Consider the following 13749-nt stretch of genomic DNA (forward strand, 5'->3'; position numbering starts at 1 on the left):
GACATGGTGAGTCTTCCCTTGATCAACGCGAATTGTCGAGGGGCGGCTCGCGGAGGTCGCGTTTGAGGACCTTTCCCGTCGCGTTCTGGGGGAGCTGCTGGAGGAAGACCACGTCTCTCGGCTTCTTGAAGGAGGCCAGGCGGGTTCGGCAGAAGTCGATCACGTCCGCGGCTGACAGCGGGCCTTCCGCCACGACGACGGCGCGGATCGACTCGCCCCACTCGGGGTCGGGGACGCCGATCACCGCCACCTCGCTCATCCCCGGGTGGGTCAGCAGGACCTCCTCCACCTCGCGCGGGTAGACGTTGGAGCCGCCGGTGATGATGACGTCCTTAAGCCGGTCGGTGAGGTAGAGGTAGCCGTCGGCGAGGTGCCCGAGGTCGCCGGTGCGGAGCCAGCCGTCGACGACGGTGCTGCTGGTGGCCGCTTCGTCGTGCCAGTAGCCCGACATGACGACGTCGCCCCGGACCAGCACCTGCCCGTCCTCGCCGTCGGGCAGCGCCTCGTGGCCGGGCCCGGCGATGCGGACCGCCACGTCGGTGAAGGGGCGCCCGCAGGAACCGGGCCGGTCGAGCGCCTGGTCACCCCACTACCTCGCCGAGACGATGGCGGTGCTCGCCACCGACGAGGTCGAGGTGCTGGTGCAGCGTGCCGTGGTGCGCCGGGACGCGCAGCGGCCGGACGAGGTGGGCGTGACGAAGCGCTTCAACGACATGATGAACGGCGCCTGATCGGGGTCACTGCGGCGGTGGGTCCTCGGTGTAGAGGACCGCCCGCCGCAGCCCGGCCGCCCGCAGCTCCGTGCCGAGGATGCGGATCATCGTGCGGGCCATCAGCGGCATGACGCCGCCCTTGCAGTCCATCCAGATCACCGGATCCGCCGCGTCGCCGTCCACGCTGATGTAGTTGGGCGTGTAGGGCTCGTCACCCGTCTCGACCCCGGCGGCGACCAGGGCCGCCTCATAGTCGTCCTCCGAGGCGAACTCGTGCCCGTCCTCGGTGGTCCAGACCATCCGCCGCCATGTCGCCCGCAGCGCGGCGAGCGCCCGCTCCCGGTCGTCGGAGCGGACGAAGACCCTCCAGTCCTGGGTCTGCACGTAGTCGCCGCTCTCGTCGAGGACGATCTGAACGGTGCTGGGACCCACGACGATCCCCTCCGGGTCGCTCTCCGACACCACTGCCCGGCGCATCCAGGCCCGGGCGAGCGGGTTCGACACGTCCGCGTAGGCATTGGCCACCCGCCACACCATCTCGGCCCCGGAGTGCTGCGCGGCGAACTCGAACCAGGGGTCGGCGTGCACGTGATAGGCGAACTTCTCGTGCAGCAGGTGGTAGCAGCCGAGCTTGAACGCCGCCTCGGCGTCGTTTTCCTGGGTCGCCTGGCGGACCCACTCCCTGGTCAGGCTGGGATCGGCGTGGCGGGCTTCGTCGGGATGGGCGGGCATGGTGTCAGGATGCCCGCCGGGTACGACATTCGATCGTCCAGTGTGGTCTCAGCGGCGGCATTATCGAGAATGCGGCGCGCAGTTGATCCTTGCTGACGGAGCGTCACATTATATCGACGGAAATCGGCGGCGCTGAGTCGCGTAGCCGACTCACGCCCATCTGGGTGGCGGCAAAGCTTGTCGAAAGTGGTGAAGCGGCAGATTATCGCGGAGATGACTTCCGCTGAGCGGTGATTCACGCGAGACTTTCCGAGTCCCGATGCCGCCACGACACATGGCCAGACCAGCCTGAGTAAGGGGAAACCCATGACCGACCACCGGTTGAAGGGCCGCGTCAAAGGGCTGTTCGCGGGTCAGCCGATGGACAGCGAGCCCTTCGACGAGCAGCCGCCGATGGTGCCGGCCGGCCCGGCCCTGGGGCAGGTGCCGCACCAGGCGCCGCAGGATTCCGAGGCCGAGCGCCAGGCCCTCCAGGTGCTGGTGCTCGCTCGGCGCACCGCTGACGAGCACGTTTCGACCGCACAGCACGAGGCGCACAAGATCCGGGCCGAGGCGCGAGCGTGGGCCGACGAGGTCGCACGGGAGGTCCAGGCCAACGCGGAGACGGTCCGCCGCGATGCCGACGAGGCCCTCGCCGACGCGCGGGCCAAGGCGGAGCAGGTGTCCCGTGACGCGCAGGCGGGCGTCGAGTCCGCCCGGCGGGAGTCCGAGAAGATCCTGGCCGCTGCGCGGTCCAAGGCCGAGCAGGTGGGCAAGGAGGCCCGAGCGAAGGCCGCAGGTCTGGAGCAGGAGGCGCAGGAGCGCTACGACGAGATCGTCGGCAGCCTGGAGGAGAAGCGTGGCGCGCTGCAGCAGCAGATCGCGACGCTGAAGAAGTTCGACCGCGATTACCGGAGCCGGCTGGCGAAGTTCATGCAGGGCCAGCTCCGTGCCCTCGGGGTCGAGGAGGAGCCGGTCGAGGAGCCCGAGGACCTGCTGGAGGTCGACGAGCCGCTCGGCGCGCCGACGACAGCCCAGTTGCTGGGCCTCGCCGACGACGACACCGGCTCGCACCGGGCCGTGACCCCCCGCCCGGCGGGCAAATCCCGGCAGAGCTGATCCTCCGGCAGGGCTGATCCCTCGACCGGGGCTGAGCTCTCGGGCAGGGCTTGAGACGGGACAGCGGCCCCCGCGACATGCGGGGGCCGCTGTGCGTCAGGCGAACAGGCCCGAGTGGTTGGCCTCATGGGCGAGGAGCCATCGCTTCGCGTCCAGGCCGCCGCCGTATCCGGTGAGGGCGCCGTTGGCGCCGACGACCCGGTGGCACGGCACGATGATCGAGATCGGGTTCTGCCCGTTGGCGAGGCCCACGGCCCGGAACGCCGTCGGTGAGCCGATCGCCACCGCCTGCTTGGCATAGCTCCGCGTCTCGCCGTAGGGGATCTCGACGAGCGCGGTCCAGGCCCGCCGCTGGAAGTCGGTGCCGGTGGCACTGAGCGGCAGGTCGAACGCGCGGCGGGTGCCCGCGAAATACTCGTCGAGCTGGGTGCGGACGTCGTCGAAGGCGGTGTCGTCGCGCTGCCACTCGTCGCGCCGGGCGCTGACGTGCCGGCCGGTCGGCAGGTAGAGACCGGTCAGTCCGCCGGGCCGCCCGGTCGCCGGGTCGCGCCCCTCGCGCACCACCAGCAGCTCGCCCAGCGGCGACGCGTGGTAGGTGAAGATCATCGGATTCTCCTGGTCAAGCATGTTCACCCGTCCAGTCTCCGTCGCGGCGACGGCGATGGCTGGCGGAAATCAGACATGACCGTCAGCGTACGGGACCGGGGTCAGCCGCTCGCCGCGTCGAGGCGCTGGAGCAGCTCGTGTGCGGCCAGCTCGACATCCTTGTGGTGCCACTCGGACGCACGGTAGACGCAGGCGATGAGGGCGCTGCGGTGCACCCGCCGGAAGTCGCCGAACACGAAGGCGTAACGGCCCTTCGTCTCGTCGGTCGCGCCGACGGTGAGCCCGAGGTGCCAGCTCGCATACTCCGCGAAGGTGTGCTTGTCCAGGAACGCGTTCTGGGCCTCGGCGTCAGGCTGGCTGTCGCCCCAGTTGCTCTCCAGCACATACTGCTTCTTGTCGATGAGGTCGCGGGCGTGCTCGACAGCCGCGTCGTTGAGCTCATACTTCGCCATGACCGGTTACCTACCCCTCGCGATGCCGCTTCAATCCGGTGGCGGGCCGACCGCGAACCCGCTCAGCAACTCGTCGGTGAAGACCTGGTAGCGGCCGCGGCCGTGCCGTTTGGCGTGGTACATCGCGACATCCGCCCGGCGCATCAGCTCGGCGGAGTCCGCCGAGCCGAGGGTGCTCAGCGCGATCCCGATGCTCGCGTCGACCCGCAGCGTGAGGCCGCTGATGCTCATCGGCTCGGCGAGGGCCCGACCCATCCGGTCGGCGACCGCGACCGCCTCCTCGACCCCGGCCACGTCGCCGAGCATGATCGCGAACTCGTCGCCGCCGAAGCGTCCCGCGACATCGCCGGCCCGCACCTGCGCCCGGATCCGCTCGGCCGTCCGCACCAGCAGCTCGTCGCCGGTGGCGTGGCCGAGCGAGTCGTTGACCGCCTTGAACCGGTCCAGGTCGATGAAGAGCACCGCGGTGGGCCGGGCGAGGCTGAGCTGCTCGGCGAGGCGCTCCAGGAAGAGCCCGCGGCTGGCGAGGCCGGTCAGCGCGTCGAGGACCGCCTGGTTCATCCGGTCCACGGTGTGCGCGTCGGTGAGGGCGAGGCTGATGTTCTGCGCGAAGACCCGCAGCGCCTGCGCCTCCTCCGGCCGGAACCGGCGGTCCTCCTGAAAGGACGCCACGACCAGGGCACCGGCGACCTGCCCGTTCTCGTGCACGGGCACGGCCATCGAGATCCGGAACTGCCCCCTGGTCAGGTCCCGGATGGTCCGCGAGGCGTTCTCGTAACCGGCGAGCGTGACGATGTCGTTGCGGCGCATGGCCTCACCGGCCGCACCCGCCTCGGTCAGCGGCACCGTCGGTGCCCGGCGGGTCGGCAGCCCCAGCGCCATCCGCAGCGTCGCCCGGTCCGGCTGCTGCGGCGAGCAGGTCCAGAGCCCGACGACCTCGTCGCCGAGTACGTCCTGCGTGGCGTCGAGGATTGTCTTGAGCAGCTGGGGCAGCGGGTCGTGGCGGGAGATCGCCCGCTGGATCGACGAGAGGTGCAGCAGCAGCCGTTCCTGCTCGCGCAGCGAATCGACCAGCCGCGCGTTGTCGGCGGCCTGCCGCTCGCTGCGCTCCCGCATGCGGTGCTCGGCCTCCAGCGTGCGCAGCATCGTCAGGGTCAGCTCCAGCACCCGGGCCATGCCGCGGATCAGGCTGTGCTCCTCCACGGTGAAGGGCTCGTCGCCCCAGCGCGCGATGATGAGCTGGCCGGGGTGCGCCCCGCCCCAGGGCGCGGCGATCGCCTGGCACTTGTCCAACCCGCGCACCTCGATCCAGTCGCGCTCGCGGCGGCCCACCGCGATCAGATCCTCGACGGGTACGGCACCCGCCGCGAACCCGACAGCCGCGGCCACCCTGCCGTCGACGACGACCGCCGCGACCTCCGCCTCCAGCGCCTGCGCGGCGCGCTCGACGGCGCCCCGGATGGCGGCCGCCTCGTCGGAGAGGGTGGTGACGACAGCGAGCAGCTCCAGCAGTTGTTGCACCTGGACCGAGCCGGCCGGCTGGTCTTGCGCCATCAGCCGAAGGCCAGGACGGTGAGCGTCTGGTTGTGGAACCCGTCGATGCCGCGGGTGCGGGCGATCTCGCCGTAGGTGTAGAACCCGGCGAAGGGGATCCCGTCGGCCCAGGTGTCGAGCCGTTCCCCCTCCCGGCGGATGCCGTCGTCGCCGAGGACGGCCCGCAGGGCGGCGCAGCTCAGGGTGAGCATCCCGACCGGCGAATCGTCGCCGAGCCCGTCGAGGGCGTCGAGGCAGGCCTGGTCGGTCGCCTCCAGGATCGACGCCTCGTCGCCGGTCATCACCCAGGTCAGGCCGCCGTGGTCGATGGCGCCGCCGCCGCCGATGGACCGCCCGACGAGGTCCACCTCGGTGCTGAGGTTGCGCGCCTCCACGCCGCTGCGGCGCTGGATCCCGAGCGGCCGGGGCAGCGCGAACTCGGTGAACGCCTGCTCGTCGGTGTACGCCTCCGGCGGCGCGTCGAGCCGCTCCAGGTAGACGTCGAGCGCGGGTCGGTCGTCGAGGGTGTAGACGCGGCCGTCGCCCGCGCTCGTCACGATCATCGGGTGGCCGACCTTGCGCCAGCCGTGGCGGAAACCGACCGAGAGCGGCGCCTCGGAGGAGATCGCCACCCCGACGACGGCGTCGGTGAGCAGGCGGTCGTCGCCCATCAGGTAGCCGCCGGTCATCCGCCAGCCGTCCGCGCACGCGCCGCCGAAGAGCGGGATCTCGGCACCGAGGACGCCGTAGACACCGCGCAGGATCGACTCCTGGTCGCGGACGGCACCGTCGGTGAGCAGCATCAACACCCGGTGCGGCAGGTCGCGGACCGCCCCGATGCACTCGGCGACCTCGGCGCCCGCCTCGCGCTGGCGGCCGGAGACGCCCTCGGCGACGGCGGTCGAGACGCTGAAGCCGGGACCGCCGATCGCCGCCACGGTCACCGAGCCGTCGGACGGGCCGCCGGGGCCGATCTCGCCGTGCGTCGTGCACCCGACGATCGGCACGCCCGGGGCGGCCTCGCGCAGCCCGGCGAGGACCGCCGCGGGGTCGTGGGTGATGGCGGTGAAGGCGATCAGCAGGACGGGATCCTCGCCGCGCAGGGCGTCAGCGGCGGCGGCGAGTGCCGCCGTCCGCGAGTCCGCGTGCGGGGACCGCCCCACACCCATCCACCGCCGGACCGAGTCCGCCACGGCACCCCCTTGAGACGTCTCCCCAGGCTCTTCATCGTGGCACAAGACCCCAGCTCACTGTGGGTTACAGCTAAATGATCCGGTCCCAGTCGACCGTGCGGGCCCAGTCGGCGTAGGTGTGCCACCGCACGGCCGGGTAAGCGGCGTGCAGGGACGCCAGGTCCGTGAAGTCGGTATTCGCCTCGAATCGGGCGAACATGTCGGCGATCTCGTCACCGGCCCACTGGCGGACCTGGTCGAGCGGCATCTGGCGATAGGGGATCTCGCGGCCGAGCACGTCACCGATGATCTTCGCGGCCTCCTCGCCGGTCACCCGGTCGGAGACGACGTCGATGCGGGCTCCGGTGCAGAGGTCCGCGTTCTCGATCGCGTGCACGGCGAGCCCGGCGATGTCCCTCCGCGTCCTTGCCGCCGGGGCCGAACGGGACGGAGAGGCCGAAGACGGCGTCGGCGCCCTTCGCCGCGCCCGCGAGGGCGGCCGGGTCGGCGAGGTGGCCGGTGACGACCCGGGCACCGGCGGCGGCGAGGGCGAGCGCGGGCGGCGAGTCGGGGGAGCGGACGAGGGCGGTGACATCGTGGCCGTGCTGGAGCAGCAGGTCGGCGACGGCGCCACCCTGCTTGCCGGTGGCGCCGATGACGAGAACGGTGGTCATGACAGGTGGCTCCTCGATCGCGGTTGCGGGGTCGGAGCCCATCCTCTGGCCTCAACCTTTGTTGAGGTCAAGCGTTAGGGTGGCAGTCATGCCCAGGCCTCGCACCACGTTCCACGAGCTCACCGTCGGCCAGGTCGCCGATCGCAGCGGCGTCGCGGTCTCCGCCCTGCACTTCTACGAGCGGCAGGGCCTGATCCGGAGCACCCGCACCAGCGCCAACCAGCGCAGATTCAGCCGGGACACGCTGCGCCGGGTCGCCTTCATCCGGGCGTCCCAGCACGTCGGGATCTCGTTAGCGGCGATCCGGGAGGCGCTCGACCGGCTGCCGAGCGAGCGTACGCCGACCCGCGACGACTGGGCCCGGCTGTCGCTCGCCTGGCGGGGCGAGCTCGACGCCCGCATCACCCAGCTGCAGGCACTGCGCGACGACCTCAGCGACTGCATCGGCTGCGGCTGCCTGTCCCTGCGGGCCTGCCACCTCACCAACCCGCGCGACGTGCTCGGCCGCGAGGGCTCGGGCGCCCGCCGCCTCCCACCGACAGCCGGCGGCGAGAGTTCTCAGCGCTTCCAGAAGCCGCCGTCCTTGTGACAGACCTTCCCGGTCGAGCGGCACTTCGAGCAGGTCAGCTTGTCGCCGAGCAGGCTCGTTTTCGTCTGCCCCTTGCAGTCGGGGCAGGTGCTGAGCGGCGCGTAGCACTTCTCACACGTCATCGGGGTTCCTCCAGCGGCCGGGCATCCTGTCGTGCCATCGACGCCCATCGTGTCAACGGCGGATCCGCGTGGCGTCCGCGCTCGGGACCGTCTTCGCCGCGATTCGCCGAGCGCCCAGTGATGATCCGGCAGGCGGACACGGCCGAGGGTCGTCGGGTCCGGGCCGTCGACGGCGTCGGAGCAACCGCCCGGGCTAACCCTTTGATGCGATGGTGGGGCCCGGCCACCGCGGTGACCGGGCCCCACCGGGACTGCGTCAGGCGTTGACGGTCCAGAGTTGGCTGGCGACGCCGGCGTAGGTCCAGATGTGGATCTGGGTGCCGTCGGCCGAGGAGCCGCCGAGGGCGTCGAGCACCTTGCCGGACTGCGGGTTGAGCAGCGAGCCGTTCGCCTGCGGCTGCCACACCTGCGATCCGGTGCCGTTGCAGGTCCACAGCTGCACCTTCGTGCCGTCGGCGGTGCCGCCGTTGTCGACATCGAGGCACTTGCCCAGCGCCTGGTAGGTGCTGCCGACCCGGCTCCACGCCTGCGCCGTGCTGCCGTTGCAGGTCCAGAGCTGGATCTTCGTGCCGTCGGCGGTGCCGGCGTTGTTGACATCGAGGCACTTGCCGCCGACGCCGGTGATCGTGCCGCCGCCGCTGGGGCCGCCGCTGATCGTCAGCGAGTCCAGGTTGACGTTGCCGGCGTCGCCGGTGTCGTAACGGTAGGCGATCGTGTTGGCACCGGCGTTGAGCGTCACCGCCTCCTGCTTCGTCGCCCAGGTGTCCCAGGTGCCGGTGTCGGCGAGGCTGGTCTGCCTGATCTTGGTGCCGTTGACGTAGAGGCTGATCGTCTTGGCTCCGGCGGCCGGGTTGGGACCGTTGGCGAAGCGCAGCCCGGCCTGGTAAGAGCCGGTCGCCGCCACGGTGACGGTGAAGGTCGTCGTGGCGCCGACGGTGCCGTAGCCGGCGATGAAGCCGCTGCCGGTGTAGCCGGTGTGGTCGGTGGCGATCCCGGCGCCGCCGCTCGTCCCCGCAGCCTCCGCCTGGTAGACGTTGTTGATCGGCGGGGTGCTGCCGGGGATGGCGTTGAGGGTGTACCAGACCTCGGTGCTCCACAGCGACACGCCGGTGCTGGAGGTGAAGGGCCGCGGCGAGCGGATGTGGACCACCCGTCCGGCCTTGCGGCCGGCGATGGCGAGGGTGACCTTCCTGCCGTCGGCCGACAGGGTCGCCGAGGTGACGGTGAGCGTCTCCTCATCGATCTTGGGGCCGCCGTAGTTCACGGTCGGCTCGTACCGCCACTGCTTGACCTTGTAGCGCGAGGCGAGGTTGGCGGCGGTCGCGGCGGAGATCGGCTGGGTGTACTCGATCTCGAAACCGGCTGCCGTGGCGCGCATCGCGAGCATGTCGAAGGTGGTGGTGCCGTTGGGGGCGAGCTTCTGCAGGCCGTAGGTGAGCTTGCCGCTCTGTCCCCAGTTGCCGCCCGCACCGAGCCCGCCGACATAGACGGCGCCGTCGGGACCGATGTTGACCTCGGAGACACCCGCCTCCAGCCCCTGGGTGAGACGGAACAGCGCGCCCTGGTATTCGCCGTTGACCTTCTCCAGGAACGCCCGCTGCAGGCCGCCGTAGGTGACGTCGCCGATGAGCAGCTGTCCGGCGTAGACACCGGTCGGCATCAGGATCGGGGTGCTGGGGGAGTTGGCGATCTCGTTCTGCGGCATCCACAGCACCGGTGCCGTCACCGGCTTGCTGTCGAAGGGTCCGGCCGGGGTGGTGTAGTGGTTGAAGAACCGGTCCTGCTTGATCTGGACCAGCTTCGACGCGGGCAGCCAGCCGCCCTGGTTGTCGGTGACGAAGACGGTGTTCTCGGGGCCCCAGCCGATGCCGTGCGGCGTCCGCAGGCCGCCGGCGACATAGGTGACCGCACCGGTCGTCTTGTTCACCTTGATCGCGGTGCCCCGGTTGATCGCGGGCTGGGGGCTGGTCGTCGCGCCGCCGCTGTTGATCGCGACGGAGAGGTTGAGGTAGAAGTAGCCGTCGGCGTAGAGCAGGCCGAACGCGAACTCGTGGAAGTTGCCGCCCCAGGGCCAGGTCGCGACCGTCTGGTACTGGTCGGCGACCTCGTCGCCGTTGGTGTCGACGAGCCGGGTGAGCTTGCCCTTCTCGGAGACGTAGACGACGCCGTCGACGATCTTGAGGCCCATCGGCTCCTTGAGGGCGCTGCCGATCCGCTTGGTGGTGACGGCTCCCGGCGTGGTGTTGCCGCCGGTGTTGCCGAGGATGTAGACCTCACCCGCGAGCGAGGTGCCGGACTGGTCGCTGCCGCCCCAGGTGCAGATGACCAGGCGCCCGTCGGGCAGCCAGTCCATGCCGGTCACCTTGGGCTGGAAGGCCGCGGTCGGCCGCAGGTTGGTGAGCGTGAATCCCGGGTGTACGCCGGTGAGCGGCAACCCGTCGCCCGGCGAGTCACCGGTGCCCTCGCACTCCTTACGGCCCGGAGCCGTCACCCGGACGACCCCAGCGTCGGTGCTCAGCACGGAGTTGGGCACCGTGACGAAGGCGGTCGAGCCGGGGGTCTGCCACTGCAGGGTGAGCTGCTGGCCGCCGCCGGCTTCGAAGAATTCGACGAAGAGCGCGTGGTAACCGGTGGTGAGGGTGATCGCGCCGTCCTTGGCGGTGGCGCCGTGGAGCCCGTCGTGGTTGATGACGACGGTGTTGTCGATGGTGAGGCGGGATCCGTCGTCGCTGGTCAGCCGGAAGGTGTAGCTGCCGGCCGTGGGGATGTTGATGTTGCCGATGGCCTGGGACATGAAGTTGTCCTCCTGGCCGAAGTCTGCCGCGGTCGTCCAGTTGATCGTGGACATGAGCTTGTCCACATTGGGCGTCTGGGCGGGCTTGAGGGTGCAGAGGGAGCTGAGGGCGACCTGCATGTCGAAGGTGCGCAGGGTGACGCCGGGGGTCTGGGCGGGGATCGCGGCGGCGGGGGTGACCCACAGGCCGGTGGTGAGCAGGAGCGCGGTTCCGATCAGGGCAGGACCGCGGAGTCGGCGGAGCAGGCGTGTGCCCATGGTTTCTCCTGAGTGAGGGGGTGACTCAGGTGGTCATCGCGCCGACGATTAACACACCCGCAACATTGGTGTACCGAACGGTAGGGCGTTCGGGGCCCGCAGTCCAGACCCTTTAGCAGAAGAATTCAAAAGTTTGTGCCAATTGAACAGAAGGCCGGTCGGGCAGGCGACCGGCCTCCGTCGTGAGTGGTCGGAACGGGGGGTCAGAAGTTGATGAACCCGTAGAGCGCCAGGTGGTTCGACTTCGTCCCGCTCACGGTGTGCGCGACGCTCGACGGCTGCACCGTGCCCCTGATGAAGAGGTAGTCGATCTTGCTGGACCCGTTGGTCGCGCCCGTCCCGTAACCGGTCATGCCGTAACCGCTCAGGGTCGAGGCGGCGATCCCGGTACGGTTGGCGTCGATCCCGACGATCCGGATCGTGGACCCGTTGAGCAGGCTCGTCGCGTCGGCGCCGAGGTGGATGCCGGAACTCGCGATGCCCTTGTCGCCGTCGCCCGCGCAGGCGTTCTGCCGGTTCTCCTGCGGCAGGTGCATCGTCGCGGCGAAGACCGTGGTCCCGGTCTCCTTGACGGTGAACCGGGCGGCGATCGCGCTGGTGCGCTTCCACGTCCACTTGTGGTCGGCGTCGGCGTCGATGCTGGGCGGCTTGTAGAGGGTGCACCCGGCGCCGTCGGCGTAGGCGGTGCCCGGCTTCAGCCAGCCGGCGCTCCAGTAGGCCGAGACGTCCCCGGCCGCGAGGCTGAGCCGCCGGGTGTTGTAGATGATCCCGTTGGTCTGCTTCTTCTTCAGGTCGCCCAGCGACTGCACGCTGCACTTGTGGGTGGTGCCCCACTCCTCCGGGTCGTCCCACGCGACGATCGCCCTATAGGTCCCGGCGGCGTAGCCGAACTTCGCCGAGAGCTGGTCGGCATAGGCGGTGGCCTGACCGGTGCCCCGGACCTGCTGCACGATCAGGATGTCCGGTGCCACCACCCCCGCCGTGCCGGTCCGCCCGCTGTCGTCGACGAGGATCGACGTGAGGTGGTCCGGGCCGGAGATGCGGGTGCACGAGCCGTCGGCGTTGTTGCGTACCAGGTTCTCGATGTTGTTGTTGTAGACGCGCAGGACGCGATCAGCCGCGACGGCGGCCGCCTCCGGTGGTGCGGCGGCCTGCGCCGATGCCGCCGGTGCCATTGCGAGGGCGAGTGCGGCGGCGACCGCCGCCGTGAACCGGTGCCGAATCATGAGGATCCTCCCCGGGCCGCCACCGTGGCGACCAGACCGGATCAACATAAGGCTTCGAAATATCTCTATCAACCGATACGGTGGTCGGCGCCCGGTGGTACGCCGGCTCGCAGTTAGCACCAACTCTTCAAGAGTTGTGGCGATCGTGGTGGGTCTCGCCGAAGAATGCCGTCAGGACCGGGGCCAGCACCTCCGGCGCGACGTCGTGGGTCTGGCCGTCAAGCGTGCGGTGGCGGGCACCGGGGATCGCCTCGGCCGTGGCCCGGGTCGCCGCGCGCAGGCTCTCGGGGCTCGCGCCCCCGTCCAGCAGCAGCGTCGGCACGGTGATCGCCGCAGCCCGCTCGCGGGGGACCGACGAGTCGCCCATGACGGCGTCGTCATAGGCGAGCGTCGGCGCGATCGCCTCGAACCCTGCCCAGAACGGCTGCGCCCGCATCCCGTCGACCACCCCGGCCGGTACGCCGACGTGTGTCATGAACAGGGCTGCGGCGTCGCCCCGGCGCCCGGCGTCGAGCAGCTCGCGGAGGCCGACCGAGTACTCCTTCGCCTGTGCGCCGCCGCCGGACTCGGTGAGGAAGGGCGGCTCGTAGAGGGCGAGGCTGGTGAACCGGACCCCGGCGGATGCGGCGGCGATGGTGAGGGCCACGCCGGACGAGATGGCGAAGACATGAGCCGCTCCACCGGCCGCCGCGACGAGTGCCCGCAGGTCCTCGATCTCCCGCTCGACCGCGTAGGGCAGGGTGTCGCCGCTCTCGCCCCGGCCCCGGCGGTCGTAGGTGTGGACGGTGAAGTCCTTCGCGAGCAGGTCGGCGAGCGGACTCATCGGACCCGAGTGCCGGAAGCACATCGCGCCGTCGACGAGGACGACGGCGGGACCCTGCCCGGCCGACTCGTAGGCGATCACGGTGCCGTCGGCCGACGTGAGTGCCGTCATGGCGTACCCCCTAGGTGGTTTTGATCTTTGCCAGGTAGTGGTCGAAGCGGTCGAGGCTGGTCTGGAACCCGGCCCGGGCCTGGGCGCTGCGGTAGGCGGCGGGCACGTTGGTCTGGTGGGTGACCACCTCGGTGCGGCCCTGGCCGATGTCGGTGAAGGTGATCGTGGTGCGCATGCCGCCCTCGACGTCGCCCTCGACCCAGACGAGCCGGTCGGGTCGGCTGACCTCGACATAGGTCGCGCGCATCGTGTAACTGCCGCCGTCGGCGTCGCTCACCATCGTCGTGGCGAACGTGCCGCCGGGTCGCAGGTCGACCGTGATGCCGTCGACGGGCGTCGTCGTGCCCGCCGGCCCCCAGAAGCGGGTGAGGTGCTCCGGTGTCGTCATGCAGTCGAAGAGCAGCTCAGGGGATGCGTCGTGCACCCTCGTGTAGGTCAGCTCGCCGGTCTCGCTCATCGCCCGTGCCCCGTCTCCCGCTCGCCACGCAGGGCGGCGAGGTGCTCGTCGAGCCGGTCGTAGCGCTCGGCCCAGACCCGGCGGTGCTCGGCGATCCAGCTCGCCGCCGCGTCGAGCCGCACCGTGTCCAGGGCGCAGGGCCGCGACTGCGCCGAGCGCGTCCGGCTGATGAGCCGGGCGTGCTCCAGCACCTTGAGGTGCTTGGAGACCGCCTGCTGCGTCATCGCGAACGGCTCGGCGAGCTGGTTGGCGGTGGCGTCGCCCCGGGCGAGCCGGGCCAGGATCGCCCGGCGGGTGGGGTCGGCCAGGGCCGAGAAGACCAGGCTGAGCTCGTCGTCCACCATCAAGGTCATGTCCCCACCCTAACACAACCGATCAGTTGCACAACT

Annotated in this window: 17 protein-coding genes; 3 read left to right on the forward strand and 14 right to left on the reverse strand. The window is 70.6% G+C overall.

Annotated features, from left to right (window positions below):
• Positions 1–22: 22 nt before the first annotated feature.
• Positions 23–535, reverse strand: coding sequence for a class I adenylate-forming enzyme family protein (locus F4553_RS42070; RefSeq protein ID WP_221470591.1), 513 nt, complete (start codon positions 533–535; stop codon positions 23–25).
• Between F4553_RS42070 and F4553_RS34275 the strand changes: the two genes are divergently transcribed.
• On the forward strand, positions 522–731 hold the full coding sequence (locus F4553_RS34275) for a hypothetical protein (protein ID WP_184844830.1): 210 nt from the start codon (positions 522–524) through the stop codon (positions 729–731). The two genes, F4553_RS42070 and F4553_RS34275, sit on opposite strands and share 14 nt — an antisense overlap.
• 6 nt (positions 732–737) lie before the next feature.
• Here the strand turns inward: F4553_RS34275 and F4553_RS34280 are convergent, their stop codons facing one another.
• Positions 738–1445: a hypothetical protein gene (locus tag F4553_RS34280; protein ID WP_184844833.1), complete on the reverse strand. Its 708-nt coding sequence runs from the start codon at positions 1443–1445 to the stop codon at positions 738–740.
• A 306-nt stretch (positions 1446–1751) separates the two neighbouring features.
• Here F4553_RS34280 and F4553_RS34285 point away from each other — a divergent pair, with 306 nt between their 5' ends.
• Positions 1752–2543 (forward strand): hypothetical protein, encoded by a 792-nt coding sequence (locus F4553_RS34285; RefSeq protein ID WP_184844836.1) that lies wholly within the window; start codon positions 1752–1754, stop codon positions 2541–2543.
• 96 nt (positions 2544–2639) lie between these two features.
• On the opposite strand, the gene F4553_RS42075 is transcribed toward F4553_RS34285, so the two are convergent.
• The 6 genes from F4553_RS42075 to F4553_RS40340 all read right to left on the reverse strand — a co-directional run bounded on the left by F4553_RS42075 (position 2640) and on the right by F4553_RS40340 (position 6980).
• Entirely contained in the window at positions 2640–3170 is a 531-nt protein-coding gene (locus tag F4553_RS42075) for a methylated-DNA--[protein]-cysteine S-methyltransferase (RefSeq protein WP_281395691.1), read from the reverse strand.
• A gap of 80 nt (positions 3171–3250) precedes the next feature.
• Complete coding sequence (locus F4553_RS34295; protein ID WP_184844839.1) at positions 3251–3601, reverse strand: hypothetical protein; 351 nt, start codon at positions 3599–3601, stop codon at positions 3251–3253.
• A gap of 30 nt (positions 3602–3631) precedes the next feature.
• Positions 3632–5155 (reverse strand): sensor domain-containing diguanylate cyclase, encoded by a 1524-nt coding sequence (locus F4553_RS34300; protein WP_184844841.1) that lies wholly within the window; start codon positions 5153–5155, stop codon positions 3632–3634.
• Positions 5155–6327, reverse strand: coding sequence for an FIST signal transduction protein (locus F4553_RS34305; protein ID WP_184844843.1), 1173 nt, complete (start codon positions 6325–6327; stop codon positions 5155–5157). The genes F4553_RS34300 and F4553_RS34305 overlap by 1 nt, the downstream gene beginning before the upstream one ends.
• Before the next feature lie 70 nt (positions 6328–6397).
• The gene (locus tag F4553_RS40335; RefSeq protein WP_221470592.1) at positions 6398–6640 is read right to left on the reverse strand and encodes a hypothetical protein; all 243 of its coding nucleotides are present in this window, start codon (positions 6638–6640) and stop codon (positions 6398–6400) included.
• Positions 6606–6980: an NmrA family NAD(P)-binding protein gene (locus F4553_RS40340; RefSeq protein WP_221470593.1), complete on the reverse strand. Its 375-nt coding sequence runs from the start codon at positions 6978–6980 to the stop codon at positions 6606–6608. The genes F4553_RS40335 and F4553_RS40340 overlap by 35 nt, the downstream gene beginning before the upstream one ends.
• An 88-nt stretch (positions 6981–7068) precedes the next feature.
• On the opposite strand from F4553_RS40340, the gene soxR reads away from it, so the two are divergent.
• Positions 7069–7569: a redox-sensitive transcriptional activator SoxR gene (gene soxR / locus F4553_RS34315; protein WP_184844846.1), complete on the forward strand. Its 501-nt coding sequence runs from the start codon at positions 7069–7071 to the stop codon at positions 7567–7569.
• On the opposite strand, the gene F4553_RS34320 is transcribed toward soxR, so the two are convergent.
• The 6 genes from F4553_RS34320 to F4553_RS34345 form a co-directional block, all read right to left on the reverse strand.
• Positions 7539–7691, reverse strand: a complete 153-nt coding sequence (locus tag F4553_RS34320; RefSeq protein ID WP_184844849.1) for a hypothetical protein — start codon at positions 7689–7691, stop codon at positions 7539–7541. The genes soxR and F4553_RS34320 overlap by 31 nt on opposite strands.
• Before the next feature lie 256 nt (positions 7692–7947).
• Positions 7948–10743: a ricin-type beta-trefoil lectin domain protein gene (locus tag F4553_RS34325; protein WP_184844852.1), complete on the reverse strand. Its 2796-nt coding sequence runs from the start codon at positions 10741–10743 to the stop codon at positions 7948–7950.
• Positions 10744–10946: 203 nt separating this feature from the next.
• Positions 10947–11969, reverse strand: a complete 1023-nt coding sequence (locus F4553_RS34330; protein WP_184844854.1) for a hypothetical protein — start codon at positions 11967–11969, stop codon at positions 10947–10949.
• A 127-nt stretch (positions 11970–12096) separates the two neighbouring features.
• Positions 12097–12903 carry an alpha/beta fold hydrolase gene (locus tag F4553_RS34335; RefSeq protein ID WP_184844857.1) on the reverse strand — a complete coding sequence of 269 codons (807 nt, stop codon included), beginning with the start codon at positions 12901–12903 and terminating at the stop codon, positions 12097–12099.
• A gap of 10 nt (positions 12904–12913) precedes the next feature.
• Complete coding sequence (locus F4553_RS34340; RefSeq protein WP_184844860.1) at positions 12914–13360, reverse strand: SRPBCC family protein; 447 nt, start codon at positions 13358–13360, stop codon at positions 12914–12916.
• A complete protein-coding gene (locus F4553_RS34345; protein WP_184847276.1) occupies positions 13357–13704 on the reverse strand; it encodes an ArsR/SmtB family transcription factor in 348 nt (115 codons plus the stop codon). Before F4553_RS34345 ends, F4553_RS34340 begins: the two co-directional genes overlap by 4 nt.
• Positions 13705–13749 lie beyond the last annotated feature (45 nt).

It is taken from the genome of Allocatelliglobosispora scoriae (genome assembly GCF_014204945.1).
Classification (GTDB): domain Bacteria; phylum Actinomycetota; class Actinomycetes; order Mycobacteriales; family Micromonosporaceae; genus Allocatelliglobosispora; species Allocatelliglobosispora scoriae.